General features: G+C 72.8%; 15 protein-coding genes. 3 read left to right on the top strand and 12 right to left on the bottom strand.

Annotated elements, in window-relative coordinates; translation table 11 throughout:
* The first annotated feature begins 109 nt into the window (after nucleotides 1-109).
* Nucleotides 110-607: a MarR family transcriptional regulator gene (locus N5875_RS23090; RefSeq protein ID WP_030315385.1), complete on the top strand. Its 498-nt coding sequence runs from the start codon at nucleotides 110-112 to the stop codon at nucleotides 605-607.
* Here N5875_RS23090 and N5875_RS23085 read toward each other — a convergent pair.
* The 8 genes from N5875_RS23085 to N5875_RS23050 all read right to left on the bottom strand — a co-directional run bounded on the left by N5875_RS23085 (nucleotide 566) and on the right by N5875_RS23050 (nucleotide 11,580).
* Nucleotides 566-1,351 (bottom strand): response regulator transcription factor, encoded by a 786-nt coding sequence (locus N5875_RS23085; RefSeq protein ID WP_318210886.1) that lies wholly within the window; start codon nucleotides 1,349-1,351, stop codon nucleotides 566-568. The two genes, N5875_RS23090 and N5875_RS23085, sit on opposite strands and share 42 nt — an antisense overlap.
* Nucleotides 1,352-1,719: 368 nt before the next feature.
* Nucleotides 1,720-2,859 carry a galactokinase gene (galK, locus tag N5875_RS23080; RefSeq protein WP_338495658.1) on the bottom strand — a complete coding sequence of 380 codons (1,140 nt, stop codon included), beginning with the start codon at nucleotides 2,857-2,859 and terminating at the stop codon, nucleotides 1,720-1,722.
* Entirely contained in the window at nucleotides 2,856-3,842 is a 987-nt protein-coding gene (galE, locus tag N5875_RS23075; protein WP_338499240.1) for a UDP-glucose 4-epimerase GalE, read from the bottom strand. The genes galK and galE overlap by 4 nt, the downstream gene beginning before the upstream one ends.
* Before the next feature lie 23 nt (nucleotides 3,843-3,865).
* Nucleotides 3,866-4,909: a galactose-1-phosphate uridylyltransferase gene (gene galT, locus N5875_RS23070; RefSeq protein ID WP_318210883.1), complete on the bottom strand. Its 1,044-nt coding sequence runs from the start codon at nucleotides 4,907-4,909 to the stop codon at nucleotides 3,866-3,868.
* Between the two features lie 149 nt (nucleotides 4,910-5,058).
* Nucleotides 5,059-5,745, bottom strand: a complete 687-nt coding sequence (locus tag N5875_RS23065) for a response regulator transcription factor (protein ID WP_318210954.1) — start codon at nucleotides 5,743-5,745, stop codon at nucleotides 5,059-5,061.
* A gap of 160 nt (nucleotides 5,746-5,905) precedes the next feature.
* A complete protein-coding gene (locus tag N5875_RS23060; RefSeq protein ID WP_338495657.1) occupies nucleotides 5,906-7,759 on the bottom strand; it encodes a PQQ-binding-like beta-propeller repeat protein in 1,854 nt (617 codons plus the stop codon).
* Nucleotides 7,760-7,772: 13 nt separating this feature from the next.
* Entirely contained in the window at nucleotides 7,773-9,662 is a 1,890-nt protein-coding gene (locus N5875_RS23055) for a PQQ-binding-like beta-propeller repeat protein (protein ID WP_338495655.1), read from the bottom strand.
* A 112-nt stretch (nucleotides 9,663-9,774) separates the two neighbouring features.
* On the bottom strand, nucleotides 9,775-11,580 hold the full coding sequence (locus tag N5875_RS23050; RefSeq protein ID WP_338495653.1) for an ABC-F family ATP-binding cassette domain-containing protein: 1,806 nt from the start codon (nucleotides 11,578-11,580) through the stop codon (nucleotides 9,775-9,777).
* Nucleotides 11,581-11,717: 137 nt separating this feature from the next.
* On the opposite strand from N5875_RS23050, the gene N5875_RS23045 reads away from it, so the two are divergent.
* A complete protein-coding gene (locus N5875_RS23045; protein ID WP_318210879.1) occupies nucleotides 11,718-12,326 on the top strand; it encodes a Uma2 family endonuclease in 609 nt (202 codons plus the stop codon).
* Here N5875_RS23045 and N5875_RS23040 read toward each other — a convergent pair.
* Complete coding sequence (locus N5875_RS23040) at nucleotides 12,304-13,593, bottom strand: acyltransferase (protein ID WP_338495652.1); 1,290 nt, start codon at nucleotides 13,591-13,593, stop codon at nucleotides 12,304-12,306. The genes N5875_RS23045 and N5875_RS23040 overlap by 23 nt on opposite strands.
* 208 nt (nucleotides 13,594-13,801) lie before the next feature.
* Between N5875_RS23040 and N5875_RS23035 the strand changes: the two genes are divergently transcribed.
* Nucleotides 13,802-14,776 (top strand): hypothetical protein, encoded by a 975-nt coding sequence (locus N5875_RS23035; protein ID WP_338495651.1) that lies wholly within the window; start codon nucleotides 13,802-13,804, stop codon nucleotides 14,774-14,776.
* Here the strand turns inward: N5875_RS23035 and N5875_RS23030 are convergent.
* The 3 genes from N5875_RS23030 to N5875_RS23020 are packed head-to-tail and all read right to left on the bottom strand — an operon-like array spanning nucleotide 14,773 to nucleotide 17,866.
* A complete protein-coding gene (locus tag N5875_RS23030; RefSeq protein WP_338495649.1) occupies nucleotides 14,773-15,678 on the bottom strand; it encodes a 4-(cytidine 5'-diphospho)-2-C-methyl-D-erythritol kinase in 906 nt (301 codons plus the stop codon). The genes N5875_RS23035 and N5875_RS23030 overlap by 4 nt on opposite strands.
* Complete coding sequence (gene rsmA / locus N5875_RS23025) at nucleotides 15,675-16,547, bottom strand: 16S rRNA (adenine(1518)-N(6)/adenine(1519)-N(6))-dimethyltransferase RsmA (protein ID WP_318210875.1); 873 nt, start codon at nucleotides 16,545-16,547, stop codon at nucleotides 15,675-15,677. The genes N5875_RS23030 and rsmA overlap by 4 nt, the downstream gene beginning before the upstream one ends.
* 50 nt (nucleotides 16,548-16,597) lie before the next feature.
* Nucleotides 16,598-17,866 carry a ubiquitin-like domain-containing protein gene (locus N5875_RS23020; RefSeq protein WP_318210874.1) on the bottom strand — a complete coding sequence of 423 codons (1,269 nt, stop codon included), beginning with the start codon at nucleotides 17,864-17,866 and terminating at the stop codon, nucleotides 16,598-16,600.
* Nucleotides 17,867-17,883: the final 17 nt, after the last annotated feature.

The raw sequence follows: 17,883 nt of genomic DNA, 5'->3' as shown, positions 1-17,883 counted from the left end.
GGTCCCTTCCCCGTAGTCCAGGGAAATATATCTCGATTCGAAGATACTTGATATCGAGAAACTTGACCCCAAGAGACTTTATGTCAACAGACCCTCTACACTGATCGACATGGAGGACGAGGTCGACCGACTGGTCGCAGCATGGCGCCGCGAGCGCCCCGACCTCGACGTGGAACCGCTCGAGGTGCTCAGCCGCGTCTCGCGGCTCGCCCGGCACCTCGACCGCGCCCGTCGGCTCGCCTTCTCCGAGCACCAGCTGGAGCCCTGGGAGTTCGACGTCCTCACCTCCCTGCGCCGCGCCGGAGCCCCGTACCAGCTCTCCCCCGGCCAGCTCCTGACCCAGACGCTGGTCACCTCCGGCACCATGACCAACCGCATCGACCGGCTCACCAAGAAGGGCCTCGTCGAGCGGCTCCCCGACCCCAGCGACCGGCGCGGCGTCCTGGTCCGGCTCACCCCCGAGGGCCGCGACCGCGCCGACGAGGCGCTCGCCGGACTGCTCGCCCAGGAGCGGGCCATCCTGGCCCAGCTCTCCCGGGGCCAGCGCGGCGAACTGGCCGCGCTGCTACGCCAGCTGACCGCCCCGTTCGACAACGTCCCCGGATAGTCCGGACAGCGGCGCCCCACCCAGCTGGGCCGGCCCCACCCCCGCCCGGCGGGCCAGGGCGACCGCCGCCAGGGTCGAGTGCACGCCCAGCTTCCCCAGCACGTTCTGCATATGCGTACGGACGGTGTGCGGGGACAGGAAGAGGCGCTCGGCGACCGCCTTGCGCCCCAGGCCCGCCACCATGCAGCGCAGCACCTCCCGCTCGCGCGGGGTCAGCGACTCCACCAGCCGCTCGCTGTCCGTGCGGTGCTTGCGGGCCGCGGTCAGCTCCCGCAGGACACCCGTGAGCAGCGCGGGCGGCAGATGCGTCTCGTCCCGCAGCACCCCGCGGACCACCGCGAGGAGTCGCTGGAGCGAGCAGTCCTTCGCGACCCAGCCGGAGGCCCCGGCCTGGAGGGCGAGGGCCGCCCGGTGCGGGTCGTCCTTCTCCGCCAGGACGACGGTACGGACCGCGGGCTGGACCCTGCGCACCCCCGCGACCAGGGAGATCCCGTCGACGGCGCCCTCGGCGTCGTCCGGCACCGCGCGGGCCACGGCCCCGGCGGGACCGGCGCCCAGCTCGGCGTCGACGAGCAGCACGTCGAACCTGCGGCCCTCCGCGGCGCCGCGCTCCAGGCAGCGCAGGGCGGCCGGACCGCTTCCCGCGGCGGCGACGTCGACATCGGGCTCGGCCGCGAGTGCGGCGGCCAGCGATTCGGCGAAGACGCGGTGGTCGTCCACCACGAGGACACGGATACGTGCCACGGACACCCCCAAGTGTCGAGGAACGGAGAACCGACGCGGGCACGGCGTCGGAGACGGGTCCGTCATCCGCGCGGCCGCCGCCGTGCGTTGACTGTTTACCCCGCTTCCGGCGCCGTACCCGACCGGGTCTCGCCCCCTGAACAGCACCGGCCCCCACCGGCGCTGCCCCTCAGAGTAGGGGCGGGGCGTCACGGCGGGGGCCGATTCACGGAACTGTCCGAAGTCGTACGGGAGTACGGGGGGTGTCAGCGGTGCCGTACGGGGCGACCGGGGCGCCGTACGGCGGTGTCCGGGGGCCCGTACGGCGGTGTCCGGGGGTGGCGTACGGCGGTGTCCGCGGGTGCCGTACGGCGGTGTCCTCGGGTGTGTCAGAGGCGCCGCGCACCCGCCGAGGGGACGGCCGGAAAGATGCCGGGGGCCGCGTGGCCGGCCTCGGCGAAGGCCTTCTCGACGGCGGCGGCGACCGCGTCCGCCCGGTCGGTGTCGACGAGGACGACGGCGGAGCCGCCGAAGCCGCCGCCGGTCATCCGGGCGCCCAGCGCCCCGGCGGCGTTCGCCGCCCCGACGACCAGGTCGAGCTCCGGGCAGGAGACCCGCAGATCGTCCCGGAGGGAGGCATGGCCCTCGGTGAGGACGGGACCGACGGCCCGGGTGTCCCCGGCGTCGAGCAGCGCGATCGTCCGCTCCACACGGGCGTTGTCGGTGACGACGTGCCGCACGTAGCGCAGAATCGCCTCGTCGCCCAGCAGTCCGAGGGCTTCGGGCAGATTCGCGGCGCTCACGTCACGCAGGGCCCGGGCGCCGAGCGCCCGCGCACCGGCTTCGCAACCGGCGCGCCGTTCGGCGTACGCGCCGTCGCCCAGCGCGTGCTTCACGCGGGTGTCGACGACGAGCAGCCGCAGCCCCTCCCGGGCCAGGTCGAAGGGGACCTGACGGTACGAGAGGTCCCGGGTGTCCAGATACAGGGCGTGGCCCTCCTCGGCGCAGGCGGAGGCCATCTGGTCCATCACCCCGCAGGGGACGCCGACGAAGGCGTTCTCGGCGCGCTGGGCGAGCCGGGCGAGCTCGGGCCGGGAGAGCCCGAGCGCGAACAGGTCGTTCAGGGCGAGCGCGGTGACGACCTCCAGGGCCGCCGAGGAGGAGAGCCCGGCGCCGGTCGGCACGGTCGAGGTGAGGTGGACGTCCGCGCCGGTGACCGGGTGCCCGGCCTCCCGCAGCGCCCAGACGACACCGGCCGGATACGCGGCCCAGCCGCCGCCGGAGAGCGGTTCGAGGGAGTCGACCGCGAGCTGCACGATGCCGCCGTCGATGTCGGCGGAGTGCAGGCGCAGCACCCCGTCGTCGCGGCGGGCGACGGCGGCGACGGTGGTGTGCGGCAGCGCGAGCGGCAGCACGAACCCGTCGTTGAAGTCGGTGTACTCCCCGATGAGGTTGACCCGGCCGGGGGCGGCCCAGACACCGTCGGGGGCGGCGCCGTAGAGCGCCTCGAAGTCGGCGGCGACGCTCATGCCCGGCCCCCCTCGTGCCGCGTCCGCGCGAAGGCCCAGGCGTCGGCGACGACGTCCGCCAGGTCCGGGCGGGAGGGCGTCCAGCCGAGCCGTTCGCGGGCGGCCTCGGCGGAGGCGACGAGGACGGCGGGGTCGCCGGCCCGGCGCGGGGCGGTGATCTCCGGGATCGGGTGCCCGGTGACCTTCCGTACGGTCTCGACGACCTCGCGGACGGAGAAGCCGTTGCCGTTGCCGAGGTTGCAGACCAGGTGCTCGCCGGCCGGTACGGCGTCCGAGGTCATCGCGTCGAGCGCCAGGAGGTGGGCCTCGGCGAGGTCGGCGACGTGGATGTAGTCGCGGACGCAGGTGCCGTCGGGGGTCGGGTAGTCGTCGCCGTACACGGAGATCGCCTCGCGGTCGCCGAGGGCGACCTGGAGGACGAGCGGGATGAGGTGCGACTCGGGATCGTGGCGCTCGCCGAGGGAGCCGTACGCCCCCGCGACGTTGAAGTAGCGCAGGGAGACGGCGGCGAGGCCGTGGGCGGTGCACTCCCCGCCGATCATGTGGTCGACGGCGAGCTTGCTCGCTCCGTACGGGCTGGTGGGGGCGGTCGGCGCGGTCTCGGTGATCGGTACGGTCTCCGGCTCGCCGTAGGTCGCGGCGGTGGAGGAGAAGACCAGCCTGCGGACGCCGGCGGAGCGCATGGCGGCGAGCAGGGCCATGCTGCCGCCGACGTTGTTCTCCCAGTACTTCTCGGGCTTGGCGACGGACTCGCCGACCTGGGAGAAGGCGGCGAAGTGCAGGACGCCGTCGTAGGAGCCGTCCAGCCATCGGGCCACGTCCTGGATGCGGCCCTCGATGAACTCGGCGCCCGCCGGGACGGCTTCGGCGAAGCCGGTGGAGAGGTCGTCGAGGACGGTGACCCGGTGGCCCCGCTCCAGGAGGTGGGCGGCGACGACGCTGCCCACGTATCCGGCCCCGCCGGTCACCAGGTACTTCTTCACCGTCTCGGGATCCACGGTCTCGGTCACTTGCCTGCCACCTCTCGGAGTCGCCGGGCCGCCGTCTCCGGCGGCACGTCGTTGCTGAACGCGCTCATGCCGGACTCCGTGCCCGCGAGGTACTTGAGCCTGCCGGACGTCCGGCGGACGGTGAAGAGTTCCAGGTGCAGGGCGAACTCCTCGCGGTCCGCACCGGTGAACGGCGCCTGGTGCCAGGCGGAGATGTACGGCGTCGGCGGCTCCCCCGGTCCGAAGATCCGGTCGAAGCGCCTCAAGAGTTCCAGATAGATCTGTGGGAACTCTGTGCGGGCCCCCTCGTCGAGCACCCGCAGGTCGGGCACCCGGCGGGTCGGGTAGAGGTGGACCTCGTACGGCCAGTGGGCGGCGTACGGCACGAAGGCGATCCAGTGCTCGGTCTCCAGGACGATCCGCTCGCCGTCGGCGCGTTCGCGGGCGACGACGTCGTCGAAGAGGTTGCCGCCGGTGCGGGCCCGGTGCTCGGCCGCGCTGCGCTGCATGAGGGCGGTGCGGGGCGTGGCGGCCGGGTAGGCGTAGATCTGCCCGTGGGGGTGGGCGAGGGTGACGCCGATCTCGGCGCCGCGGTTCTCGAAGCAGTACACCTGCTCGACGCCGGGGCGGGCGGCGAGTTCGGTGGTGCGGTCGGTCCAGGCGTCGAGCACGAGGGCGGCCCGCTCGGGGGTGAGGTCGGCGAAGGAGGCCTCGTGGTCGGCGGTGAAGCAGACGACCTCGCAGCGGCCCGACTCCCCGGCGAGGGTGGGGAAGCGGTTCTCGAAGACGGCGACCTCGTAGTCGGGGGCCGGGATCTCGCTCTGCCGTCCGTCGCCGGAGGGGCAGAGCGGGCACTCGCCGACGGGCGGGTGGTACGTCCGGCCCTGCCGGTGCGAGGCGACGGCGACGGTGTCCCCGAGGAGCGCGTCGTACCGGAGCTCGGTGGCGGAGGTGACGGGGTCGAGCGGCCGGGTGTCGACGGCGGTGCGGACGGCGTCGTCGCGGGTGTCGTAGTAGATCAGCTCGCGCCCGTCGGCGAGCGCGGTGACGGTCTTCTTCACGGGGTACCCTCCGGCGGTTCAAACATAACCACGCACAAGGAACCACATTCCAACATCGCCGTCAACGGCGAAGCCCGGCCCCTCCCACGAACGGAGGGACCGGGCTTCATCCGGGCGTCAGAAGGCCCGAGCGTCAGACGGCCCGAACGTCAGAGGGACGGGCCCCGCTGCATCGGCACCGCGCGGTCGAGCAGCCCCGTACGGGCCGCGAGCGCCGCCGCCTCCAGGCGCGACCCCACCCCCAGCTTCATCAGGACCCGCTGCACATGCGTCCGGGCCGTGCTCGGCGCGATCCCCATCCCCTCCGCGATCAGCCGGGTGTCCTCCCCCTCCGCGACCCGGACGAGGACCTCCACCTCCCGCTGCGTCAGGAGCCGCAGCAGCCGCTGGCCCTCGTCGTCCGGCTGCGCGGTGGGGTGCAGCAGCTCCGCGAAGGCCGACTGGAGGAGCTGCGGCGCCACCGCCGACTCCCCCGCCCTCGCCTTCACCAGGGCGCGCTCGACGCCCTCGATGCGCTCGTCGTGCCGGACGTACCCCGAGGCCCCGGCGGCGAACGCCGCCGCGATCCCGCGCGGCGAGGGCACCGGGCCGAGCACCACCACGGCCACCTGCGGCCGCTCGCGCTTGATCCGTACGACCACGTCGAAGGCCCCCGGCTCGGCCGGGGCCGCCGTGCCCAGGAGGCAGACCTCCGGCGCCCGGCTCACGACGAGCTCCGCCGCCCCCGCCACCGGCGCGGCCGCCGCGAGCACCCGGTGCCCGCGCAGCTTCAGCGCCGAGGCGAGCGCCTCCGCGAGCAGGCGGTGATCGTCCACCACCACGAGCCGTACGCCCATCCCGGTCATCCCCCATCCTCCGGGCCGCCGTCCACCGGCCGCCCGCTCGACCCCGAATTCCTCACCCACCGGCACCCCGCGCAAACGGCCCGGCGCGTCGGGGTGAACCGACGCGCCGGGCCGCGCGAACCTCACGGACATCCGTGCGATGTCAACGAGTTCAGTGGGTGCTGAACGACACCGCCAGATACTCCTTGTCGTTCGGCGACGCCGACGCCCGCGGCTTGGAGAGCATCATGTCGGACATGAACAGCCGCCCGTCGCGGTAGAGGATCTCCGAGTACTGCGGAGTGAAGGCGCGCTCCAGGTTCCGGAGGGTCTTGTCCGCCGGGTTCTCCAGGAGCACGGTCTCCTTCATCGTGCCGCCGTCGATGGAGACGATCCGGCCGCCCTTGTCGTAGGGCGGCTCCTTGTACGCGATGATGTTGCCGCCGTCCATCCGGAGCGGGACCAGGGTGTACTTGTCACCCGCGTCCGCCTTCTCCGGCGCCGTCCTTCCGGTGGCCAGGTCGAAGGCGATCAGCTCGTTCGTCTCGTCGCCGTACTCGCCGGTGGAGCCCTCGTGCTCCTCGGTCGACACGTACAGCCGGCCGTTGCCGACCAGCGCCTGCGAGCAGGACTCGACCTTGGTCGAGCGGCAGCGGGCCGCATACTGGTCGGCGTCCGCCGTGATCTTCGCCTTCAGCTTCCCGGTCTTCTCGTCGAGGGAGAAGAAGTCCGAGATGCCGCTGCCGTCGCCCGCACTGTCGCCGACGTCGGCCGCGACGACCAGCGGCTTGGTGGAGATGACCGACGCGTACTTCACCCCGGTCGGCATCTTGAACTGCGAGACCGGGGCGCCCGTCATCGGGTCGAGGTTCTGGATCATCACGTACTGGGCGTCGTACGAGCCGCACTTGCGGACCGCGACGAGACCTTCGCCGCCGCCGTATCCCAGGTCGTAGCAGCTCTGGTCGTTGGCCTGCGGCTTCCAGCGCGGGTTGCCGTTGGCGACGTCGAAGGCGGCGCCGCCGTCGGTGCCGCCGGCCGCGACCGTCTTCCCGCTGATCGTGACCTCGCCGAACCGGACCTTCTGGTCGCCGGCGGTGCCGCCGGTGACCGAGGTGGACCACAGCAGCTTTCCGGCGTTCAGGTCGACCACACCGACCTCGGTGCACTGCTGGAAGTAGCGCGGCGCGACCCGCTTCTTGGCCTCGAAGAGGATCGCCAGCTTGTTGTCGGCCGTCAGATGACGCGAGCTGCCGCAGACCTGACCGGTCAGGGGCAGCGTCCACAGGACGGAGCCCTTGTCACGGTCGTGGGCGACGATCGAGTTGACGCCCGTCTTCACGTACGCCTTGTCGGTCACCCAGGAACCGGTGACATCGGTGACGTCCGGGACCTTCGGCGTGTCCAGCCGGAAGGCCTCCTTCGCCTGGGTGTTCGCCGGCGGCTGCTCCTTGCCGCCGCCACCGATGCCCTTGGTGTCACCGGAACCGCCGTCGCCCGTGGCGCCCTGCGAGGTGCCGGCCGTGCCCTTGGCCTCTTCCTCCTTGCCACCGCCGTCACCGGAGTTGGCGTACCAGATGCCGACGCCGACGATCAGGACGACGGCGACGACCGCCGCGATGACGATCTGGAGCTGCGCCGACAGCTTCTTGCCGCCGCCCGCCGCGGCCGGGACCGCGGCCGTGGTGGGCTGCTGGTAGCCGCCGTAGGGCTGCTGCTGGGGCGGATAGCCGTACGGGGGCTGGGCCGGCTGCTGGTAGCCGGCGCCGTAGGGCTGCTGCGGCTGCGTGGGCGGCTGGCCCGGGTAGCCGTACGGCTGCTGCTGCGGGGCCGCCGGGGGCTGCTGCGGGTAGCCGTACCCCGGGTCCGGCTGCGGCGGCGGTGCCTGCTGCGGGTAGCCGTAACCGGGCTCGGGCTGCTGCTGCGGGTAGCCGTAACCGGGCTCCGGCTGCTGCGGCGTCGGCGCGCCGAAGCCGCCCTGCGGCTCGGGGGGTTGGTTCGGTGGGGGTGGGGGTGGCTGCGTCATCGGTCCGTGTACCTCACTTGCTGAACGCCATCATCGTCTTGACCAGCTTTTCTTCCTTGTCGTTCGAGGCGGAGACGCGCCCGCTCGCCACGACGAAGGTGCCGGCGCCGTACGCGTAGCCCGGACTGTAGAAGTTGTTCTCGACCTGGGCCGTCGACGCCGGGTGCTGGAGCACGGTCTTCGGCGCACCGCCGGTGGGGGCGATCGTCGCGACGGCGCCGCCCTTGTCGTACGAGGGGTCCACGTACACCAGGACCTGGCCGCCCTCCATGCGGAGCGGGATCATCGACTGCTCACCGGGCGCCTTGGAGCGCCACTTGGCCTTGCCGGTCTTCAGGTCGAAGGCGACGACCTCGTTGGGGGTGCCGTACGAGGTCTCGGTGGCCATGTAGAAGGTGTTCGCGTCGGCCGCGACTCCCGTGCAGCCCTGGAGGTTCTTGCCGAAGATGACGAAGCCGCCGCCGCACGAGGGGGCGAACTTGTCCTTGCCGCCCTGGATCTGCGAGCGGAGCGAACCGTTCGGGTTGAGCGCGAAGATGGTCCACTTCTTCTGCTCGCGCTGGGTGGCGGAGACGACCAGCGGGTCGACCGAGTAGACCCGGTCCACCTCCCAGTCGGCCTCCAGCTTGAAGGTCCACTTGGGCTTGCCCGTGTTCGGGTCGACCTGGCTGACGCCCTGGAGCTTCTTGGTGGTGCTGCCCGACGGGCAGTCCACGGCGGCGATCAGCTTGCTGCCGCCGGCGTACGCGAAGGGCTTGCAGCCGGTCGTCGCGCCGGTGAAGAGCTGCTTGCCGTCGGTCAGCGAGAAGCCGTAGGAGCTGCTGGTGCCGGAGACGGTCAGCGTGTTGCCGCTGATGGACAGGGTGTTGTCCGAGAAGGCGAACAGGCCCTTGGGCTTGGGTACGGCCTTCTTCCAGCCCGCCTTGCCGGTCTTCAGGTCGATCTGCTGGAGCGAGGTGCACTTGGCGCCGTCCTTGGCGCTCTCGGCGTAGGCGAAGACCATGACGCCGTTCGCCGAGGGTTCGGCGGGCGCGGCGCACAGCTCGAACGGCACGTCGACGTGCCACTTCGGGGCGCCGTCGCTCAGGTTGTAGCCGGAGACGCCCTTGTACATGGCCTTGACGACGGTGTCGCCGACGATCCACGGGCCGAGGACGTCGGCGCCGTTGCGGGGCAGGTCGACGTCGTTCTGGAGCAGCCAGTTGACCTTGGCCTCGCCGGCCTGGCGGCCCGCGTTGAGGTCGCCGCCGTCGCCCTTGGAGCCGTCGCCCGAGCCGTCGCCCTTGTCCACCGACTCGGTGGGCTTGGGGGCGCTGGACGAGGAGCTCGCGCTGGCGGTCGGCCCGGCGATCGGCTTCTCGTCGTCGCCACCGCCGACGACGGCCCAGGTGGTGACGGCGGCCACGAGGACGGCACCGGCGGCCACGGCGGCGACGAGACCGGTACGGCCCTTGAGGCCGCCGCCGGAGGACGGCGGGGTGGGGGCGCCCTGGTACATCGGCTGGGTGGGGTACCCGCCGTACGGGCTCTGCTGCTGGCCGTACGGTCCCGGCTGCTGCGGCTGGCCGTAGCCGGGCTGCTGGCCCTGCTGCGGGTAGCCGTACGGCTGCTGGCCGTAAGGGCCGGGCTGTCCGGGCTGGCCCGGCTGGCCGTACGGGCCCGGCTGACCGGGCTGGCCCTGCTGCGGGTACCCGTAACCGGGCTGCGGCTGCTGCTGCGGCTGCTGGCTGTACGGTCCGGGCGCGGCGGGCGGCGCGCCGGGCGGGCCGGCGGGCGGCGGTGGGGTCTGCGGTGCCTGCGGCGGGGCGGGCGGCACGGGCGGCGTGCCCTGGTGCGGGCCCTGGTTCGGATCCTGGGGAGCTCCGAAGCCCCCCGGCGGCTGGTTGCTGGGCGGCTGGGTCATCAGCAGTTCCCCCTTGACGTGAGCGGGTTTTCTTTCTACCACTCACGCGCTGGCGCAAAAGCGACCGGTCCGCCCCTTGTACCCAAGGGAGGACCGGCCTGTGATGCCCTCGTTATGCGTCCTCGGCCAGTTCGAGCCAGCGCATCTCCAATTCCTCGCGTTCACCCGCGAGTTCCCGGAGCTCCGCGTCGAGCTTCGCGACCTTCTCGAAATCGGTCGCGTTGTCGGCGATCTGCGTGTGCAGCTTGGCCTCCTTCTGGGAGACCTTGTCGAGCTGTCGCTCGACCTTCTGCAGCTCCTTCTTCGCGGCGCGGCTGTCGGCGGCCGAGACGCCGGGCTTCGTCTGCGCGGGCGCGGCGGCGGGCGTCGGGACGGACGCCTCGATCATCTTCCGGCGCCGCTCCAGGTACTCGTCGATGCCGCGGGGCAGCATCCGCAGGGTCCGGTCGCCGAGCAGCGCGAGCGTCCGGTCGGTGGTGCGCTCGATGAAGAACCGGTCGTGGGAGATGACGACCATGGAGCCCGGCCAGCCGTCGAGGAGGTCCTCCAGCTGGGTGAGGGTCTCGATGTCGAGGTCGTTGGTGGGCTCGTCGAGGAAGAGGACGTTCGGCTCGTCCATCAGCAGGCGGAGCAGCTGGAGGCGGCGGCGCTCACCACCGGAGAGGTCTCCGACGGGCGTCCACTGCTTCTCCTTGGAGAAGCCGAACTGCTCGCAGAGCTGCCCGGCGGTCATCTCGCGGCCCTTGCCGAGGTCGACCCGGTCGCGGATCTGCTGGACGGCCTCCAGGACCCGCAGGGTGGCGGGGAGCTCGGTGACGTCCTGGGAGAGGTAGGCGAGCCGGACGGTCTTGCCGACGGTGACGGTGCCGGCCGCGGGCTGGATCTCGCCCTGGCTGACGGCGGCGTCGGCGAGTGCGCGCAGGAGTGAGGTCTTGCCCGCGCCGTTGACGCCGACGAGGCCGATCCGGTCGCCGGGGCCCAGCTGCCAGGTGAGGTGCTGGAGGAGGGTCTTGGGACCGGCGGTGACGGTCACGTCCTCCAGGTCGAAGACGGTCTTGCCGAGCCGGGCGTTGGCGAACTTCATCAGCTCGGAGGTGTCGCGCGGCGGCGGCACGTCGGCGATCAGCTCGTTGGCGGCCTCGATGCGGTAGCGGGGCTTGGAGGTACGGGCGGGGGCGCCGCGCCGCAGCCAGGCCAGCTCCTTGCGCATCAGGTTCTGCCGCTTGGTCTCCTCGGTGGCGGCGATGCGCTCGCGCTCGGCGCGGGCGAAGACGTAGTCGGAGTAGCCGCCCTCGTACTCGTGGACGTCACCGCGCTGCACGTCCCACATGCGGGTGCAGACCTGGTCGAGGAACCAGCGGTCGTGGGTGACGCAGACGAGCGCGGAGCGGCGCTCCTGGAGGTGCTTGGCGAGCCAGGAGATGCCCTCGACGTCGAGGTGGTTGGTGGGCTCGTCGAGGACGATCAGGTCCTGGTCGTCGATGAGGAGCTTGGCGAGCGCGATGCGGCGGCGCTCGCCGCCGGAGAGCGGGCCGATGACGGTGTCGAGGCCGTTCTCGAAGCCGGGCAGGTCGAGCCCGCCGAAGAGCCCGGTGAGCACGTCGCGGATCTTGGCGCTGCCGGCCCACTCGTGGTCGGCCATGACGCCGATGACCTCGTGCCGGATGGTGGCCTTCGGGTCGAGCGAGTCGTGCTGGGTGAGCACGCCGAGGCGCAGCCCGCCGCTGTGGGTGACGCGGCCGGTGTCGGCCTCCTCCAGCTTCGCGAGCATCCGGATGAGGGTGGTCTTGCCGTCGCCGTTGCGGCCCACGACCCCGATCCGGTCCCCTTCGGAGACGCCGAGCGAGACGCCGTCGAGCAGTGCACGGGTTCCGTACACCTTGCTGACAGCCTCGACATTGACCAGATTGACGGCCACTTTGACTCCTGTACGGGGGGATCGTTCGACGTCCCAGGGTAGACGGTGGGGTGACCGGTCACTCTTTGTGATGACGTGATCGGGATCGGCGGCTACTGTGAAGAGCGGGTCGCAGAATCCCACCCATGGGAGGAACCATGACTGCCGAGCCGATGACCAGGCCGGAGCAGGAGTGCGCCGGGCGTTGGCCGAAGCCGCCGCAGGACGGCTGGACGGTCGACGACCTGCTCACGCTGCCCGACCTCCCGCCGCACACCGAGCTGATCGACGGGAGCCTGGTTTTCGTGAGTCCGCAGCGCCACTTCCACAGTGTGGCAATCGACCTGCTGGTGAGCGGGCTCCGCAGCACGGTGCCACCGGAGCTTCGGGTGAGCCGGGAGATGACCGTGATCATCGACCGCCGAAACGGGCCCGAACCCGATGTATCGGTCATCCGCAAGGAGGCTCTCAAGAATCGCACTCAGACCTCGTTCGAAGTCGCTGACGTTCTGCTCGCCGTCGAGGTCGTATCGCCTGAATCCGAGGCGCGGGACCGTAACGCCAAACCGCCCAAGTACGCGGCTGCGGGCATCGAGCACTTCTGGCTCGTCGAGATGGAGGGCAAGGACGAGCACCTGGTCGTGCGGGTCTACGAGCTCGACCCTCTCACCAAGACCTACAACTCGACCGGAACCTACCGCGACCGGCTGAAGGTCGCCGTCCCCTTCCCCGTCGACATCGACCTCACCGCGATCGACGAGATGTAGGGCGCTCGACGAGCAGCCAGCCCGCGAGGGCCATCGCCACCGCCGCCGGGGCGGTGACCTCGAACGCGATCAGGGTCGCGGTGTGACCCTCCAGGAGGCCGCCGAGGCCGGTCGCCGAGAGGCCGAGGATCCCGAGGAGCGCCAGGGTGATGCCGAGGGCCGCGAGCGGCCCGGAACCGCCGTCCCGGCGGGTGGGTCCCGGCGCCTCGAAGCGGCGGAAGACGGCGACGAGTGCGGCGGTCAGGGCGGCCGCCGCGGCGAACCGGAGCGGCACCTGCGCCCACCAGGCGCCCGAGGCGGGGGCGGGCAGCCCCGCACCGAAGCCGAGCATCGCCCCGTACACCCCGAGCATCGCCGTCAGGTGCCACAGGAACGCCGTCATCGCGATCCCGTTGGCCGCGACCACCGCCCGCCACACCCCGGCCCGGGCCACGAGCCGCGCCCCGGGCCCCTTGAGCAGCTCGACCGCGCCGACCAGCCACAGGCCGTGGCAGAGCAGGGCGAGGGTCGGCGGTGCCATGTTGGAGACCTTCTCGCCGGGCATCCCCACCATCGACAGCGGATACGGCCCCAGGGCGACGAGCGCGGTCGCGCCGAGCAGGCCCGCGCCGGCGAGCAGGGCCGGGCGGCGGATCATTCCGTCGGCGCGGAGGAAGCCCAGCTGGTGGACCGCCAGCCACACGAACGCGAAGTTCAGGAACTCGACGAACGGCACGTCCGCCGCGAACCGCAGCACGTCCACCGCGACCGCGCCGCCCGCGAGCACCGCGAACGCGCCCCAGCCCCATCGCTCGTGCAGCCGCAGCAGCGGCGGGGTGAACGCGACCATCGCCAGATAGATCCCGATGAACCAGAGCGGCTGGGTGACCAGCCGCAGCGCGACCCCGGTGAGCCCCCCGTCCGCTCCGGACAGCTGGAGGACGAGTGCGGCCGCGCCCCAGACCCCGACGAAGACCATCGTCGGCCGGAGCAGCCGCTGGAGCCGGGCCCGCAGGAAGGCCGCGTACTGCGGGCGGGAGCGGTGGGCGAGGGCGTGCGAGAAGCCGCCGACGAAGAAGAACACCGGCATCACCTGGAACAGCCAGGTCACCACCTGGAGTTCGGGCACGACGGCGAGCAGATTGCCGACCTGCCCGTCGACGGTGACGGCCGCCATCAGCCAGTGCCCGAGTACGACGACGGCGAGCGAGGCCACCCGAAGCAGATCGACGTACCGGTCCCGCGTCGCGGGCGTGGCGGCGGCGAGTTCGCGAGCACTGATTCCCATACGGGTACGGTCCCGCGACCGCCCGGCCCGTCGTCAGCGCGCGGATACTCAACCGGCGGCTGAGTACGGGCACCCCCGGCCACGGCACAGTGCCAACCGGCCCCATGCCGTCGGCCGCGCGGGCGACCCCCCGGCCCCGGCTGCCGCACCCGACGACTGACGACCCGTCATCTTCTCCTCAGGTCACCACCACTCCGAGGAGAAGCCCATGTCGAGCCATCCACGCCTCACCGCCGTCGCCACCGCCACCGCCGCCCTCGCCGTGCTCGCGGCGGGCCCCGCGTCGGGCGGCGATCCGACCGTGTCCGATCCCCGCGTCGTCGCCCACTTCGACTCCGCCGCCGGTCAGAACGCGGAGAACATCGCCCTGGAGCCCGACGGCTCCGCCGACATCACCTTCGCCTTCGCCCACCAGGTCGCCCGCGTCACCAAGGAGGGCGACACCACGATCCTCGCCACCCTGCCCGAGGTGCCGGACGCGCAGACGCCCGTCGGCGGGGCCGTGACCCTGGGCATCGCCCGCGCCCACGACGGCACCCTGTACGTCACCTACGCCACCGGCAGGAAGGAGACCGGCATCTGGCGCATCGCGCCCGGCGGCGGCGCGCCGGAGCAGATCGGCTTCTTCCCTGCGGACGCCTTCCCCAACGGGCTCGCCCTCGACGAGAAGTGCGGCACCCTCTACACCGCCGACTCGCGGCTCGGCACGGTGTGGTCCCTGCCGGTGACCGGCGGCACGCCCACGGCCTGGGCCACCGGGGCCGCGCTCGAACCCACCGAGCAGATCCCCTTCGGCGCCAACGGCCTCAAGGTCCACGACGGCGCCGTCTGGGTGTCCAACACCGCCCACGCGACCCTGCTGCGCATCCCGATCGGTCCCGGTCCCGACCGCGCCGCCGGCCCGATCGAGACCCGGGCGACCGGGCTGACGTTCATCGACGACTTCGCCTTCACCGGGCACGGGGACACGGTCCTCGCCGCGCTGCACCAGGACAACGAGCTGGAGCTCGTACGGCCCGACGGCACCCACAAGACCGTGCTCACCCGGGCGGACGGGCTCGACGGCCCGACCTCCGTGGCGGTCCGCGCCAAGACCGTCTACGTGAACAGCGCGGCCTTCTTCAACACCGAGAACCCGGACCCGAACCTGCTCCTGGCCCGGATCTCCAAGAACAAGCTCTAGAGGACGACCGCGCCCGCCGCCGGCGACGTCGCCACGCGGGCGGTGCGGCAGGTGCCCGAGGCGATCAGGGCGGCGGCGACCGTCTCCGCGGCCTCCGCGTCCTTCACCAGGAACGCGGTCGTCGGGCCCGAGCCCGACACCAGGGCCGCGAGGGCACCCGCCTCCGTGCCCGCCGTCAGCGTCTCGGCGAGCGAGGGACGCAGGGAGAGCGCCGCCGCCTGGAGGTCGTTGGCGAGGGTGGCCGCGAGAGCGGTCGTGTCGCCGGTGCGCAGGGCGTCCAGGAGGACCGGGGAGGCGGCCGGCTCGGGGACCTCGGTCCCCTCGGTGAGCCGGTCGAACTCGCCGAACACCACCGGGGTCGAGAGCCCTCCGTCGGCGACGGCGAACACCCAGTGGAAGCCGCCGCCGACCGGCAGCTCCGTCAGCTTCTCGCCGCGCCCGGTGCCGAGCGCCGCCCCGCCCACCAGGCTGAAGGGGACATCGCTGCCGAGCTCGGCGCAGATCTCCAGGAGTTCCTCGCGCGAGGAGTTCAGGCCCCAGAGCGCGTCGCAGGCGAGCAGGGCGCCCGCGCCGTCCGCGCTGCCGCCGGCCATGCCGCCCGCGACCGGGATGTCCTTGGCGATGTGCAGGTGCACGTCCGGGGCGATGCCGTGCCGGGCGGCGAGCAGCTCGGCGGCGCGCGCGGCCAGGTTGGTGCGGTCGAGCGGCACCTTGTCGGCGTCGGGACCCTCGCAGGTGACCGTCAGCTCGGCGGCCGGGGTCGCGGTCACCTCGTCGTACAGGGACACCGCGAGGAAGACGTTGGCCAGGTCGTGGAAGCCGTCGGGGCGGGCCGCGCCCACCGCCAGCTGGACGTTGACCTTGGCGGGGACGCGGACGGTGACGCTTCCCGCGGCGGTCATGCCTTCGCCTCCGCGATCCGGGCGAACTCCTCCACCGTCAGGCCCTCGCCGCGCGCCTGCGGCGAGATCCCGGCCTTCACCAGGGCCTCCTCCGCCGCCGCGGGCGAGCCCGCCCACGTCGCGAGGGCCGCGCGCAGCGTCTTGCGGCGCTGGGCGAAGGCCGCGTCGACGACCGCGAAGACCTCCTGCCGGGTGGCGGTGGTCGCCAGCGGCTCGGTGCGGCGGACGAGGGAGACGAGGCCGGAGTCGACGTTCGGCGCGGGCCAGAAGACGTTGCGGCCGATGGACCCGGCGCGCTTGACCTCCGCGTACCAGTTGGCCTTGACCGACGGCACGCCGTACACCTTGTTGCCCGGCTTGGCGGCGAGCCGGTCGGCGACCTCGGCCTGGACCATGACGAGGGTCCGCTCGATGCTCGGGAACCGCTCCAGCATGTGGAGCAGGACCGGCACGGCCACGTTGTACGGCAGGTTCGCGACGAGCGCGGTCGGCGCCGGGCCCGGCAGCTCCTGGACGTGCATCGCGTCGGAGTGCACGAGCGCGAAGCGGTCGGCGCGGGCCGGCATGCGGGCGGCGATCGTGGCGGGCAGCGCGGCGGCGAGCACGTCGTCGATCTCGACGGCCGTCACCCGGTCCGCGGCCTCCAGGAGGGCCAGGGTGAGGGAGCCGAGTCCGGGCCCCACCTCCACGACCACGTCGTCGGGCCGTACCCCGGCCGTGCGGACGATCCGCCGGACGGTGTTGGCGTCGATGACGAAGTTCTGGCCCTTCTGCTTCGTGGGGCGTACGCCGAGGGCGGCCGCCAGTTCACGGATGTCGGCGGGGCCGAGGAGGGCGTCGGGGCTTTCGGGGCCGGTGGTGGTGCTCACCGGTACAGCCTACGGGGCACGGGTCGGCCGGCCCTACGACTCACCCCGTCTCATCCGTGCAGCCGCCGTCCGCAGTGGGGCCATGGACTCGCCCCGCGCTGCACGTACAGCTTCTTCGCCCGGAACGTCTGCTCGGCGGCGGGCGCGTTCTGGGCGACTCCGCTGCCGCCGAGGGAGCGCCAGGTGCCGGGGTCGAACTGGTAGAGCCCTCCGTACGTCCCCGAGGGGTCGACGGCGTTCGGGCGGCCACCGGACTCGCAGGCGGCGAGCGCGCCCCAGTCGAGGCCGTCGGCGCCGGCGACGGAGGTCGGCATCGGCCTGGTGCCGACCCGGACCCGCCGGCTGACGGGTTCGCGGACGATCTCCTCGCCGATCCGGCGGGGCTTCTGCCGGACGCCGTTGACGGTCCGCAGGCTGTACGTGACGCGGCGGACGCCGGCCGCGCCCTGCCGGTCGACGACCTCGGTGCCGACGAAGAGCTCCGGGTCGCGGGTCCGCTCGACGGCGTACGGCACGGCCTCCTCGCGCGTCTGCTTCGAGCCGGTGATCCGCAGCACGGTGACCGTCTGGCCGTCGCGCGGGAAGGACTCGGGGACGACGGAGACGGCGTCCTGCGCGGAGAGGGTGATCCCGGCCTCGGCGAGGGCCTCGCGGACGGTGGCGGCGTTCGTCCGCACGGTCCGCTCTCGCCCGTCGGCGAGGAAGGTCACCGCCCGCTCGGTCCGTACGTCGAGGGCGAGGCCGTCGCGGGAGATGGGGGCGCCGCGGGAGACCGAGAGGTACGCGCCCTCCGCGCGGACCCCGAGCTGGCGCAGCGCGCCCTCGACGGTCCTGGCGGTCGTCCAGACCTGGCGGCGCTGCCCGTCGACGGTGAGGGCGACGGGCCGGCCGTACCGGACGACGATCTCGTCGCCGCTGGCCAGGGCCTCGGCGGGGGCGGGGGCGACGATGTCGTGGGCGCCGACGGCCAGGCCCTCGTCGGCGAGCAGTTCCTCGACGTCGTCGGCGAAGGTGTGGAGGGTGCGCGGGACGCCGTCGACGGAGAGCAGGACGGCCTTGTCGTCGGCGACGAAGGCGCTGGTGCCGCCGGCGAGGAAGGCGACGACGAGGGCCTGCGGGACGAGCCGTCGCAGCCCCTCCCCGGTGGGGCCCGAGGCCTTGCGGCGGCGGGCGGCCCGGCGGGACCCGGCGCGGGAGCCCTGACCGGGGACGGTGCCGGCGGCGGGGGCGACGAGGGGCGCCACCTGGGTCGGCTGCTCGTGGACGGGCAGGGTCGCGCCCCGTCGTCCGGCGCGGTGACTGCCCTGGGATGTGCTCACGAGGCCGGGACACTAGC

This window comes from Streptomyces sp. SJL17-4 (genome assembly GCF_036826855.1).
Classification (GTDB): domain Bacteria; phylum Actinomycetota; class Actinomycetes; order Streptomycetales; family Streptomycetaceae; genus Streptomyces.
Note: the sequence above shows the minus strand (reverse complement) of the source record. Positions and strands in the feature narration are given on the sequence as shown.

Coding starts and splice junctions, on each gene's coding strand:
- N5875_RS23090 (WP_030315385.1), top strand. CDS start 110: ATGGAGGACGAGGTCGACCGACTGGTCGCAGCATGGCGCCGCGAGCGC.
- N5875_RS23030 (WP_338495649.1), bottom strand. CDS start 15,678: ATGACCGCCGCGGGAAGCGTCACCGTCCGCGTCCCCGCCAAGGTCAAC.
- N5875_RS23065 (WP_318210954.1), bottom strand. CDS start 5,745: ATGGGCGTACGGCTCGTGGTGGTGGACGATCACCGCCTGCTCGCGGAG.
- N5875_RS23040 (WP_338495652.1), bottom strand. CDS start 13,593: ATGGGAATCAGTGCTCGCGAACTCGCCGCCGCCACGCCCGCGACGCGG.
- N5875_RS23035 (WP_338495651.1), top strand. CDS start 13,802: ATGTCGAGCCATCCACGCCTCACCGCCGTCGCCACCGCCACCGCCGCC.
- N5875_RS23045 (WP_318210879.1), top strand. CDS start 11,718: ATGACTGCCGAGCCGATGACCAGGCCGGAGCAGGAGTGCGCCGGGCGT.
- N5875_RS23055 (WP_338495655.1), bottom strand. CDS start 9,662: ATGACCCAGCCGCCCAGCAACCAGCCGCCGGGGGGCTTCGGAGCTCCC.
- galK (WP_338495658.1), bottom strand. CDS start 2,859: ATGAGCGTCGCCGCCGACTTCGAGGCGCTCTACGGCGCCGCCCCCGAC.
- N5875_RS23060 (WP_338495657.1), bottom strand. CDS start 7,759: ATGACGCAGCCACCCCCACCCCCACCGAACCAACCCCCCGAGCCGCAG.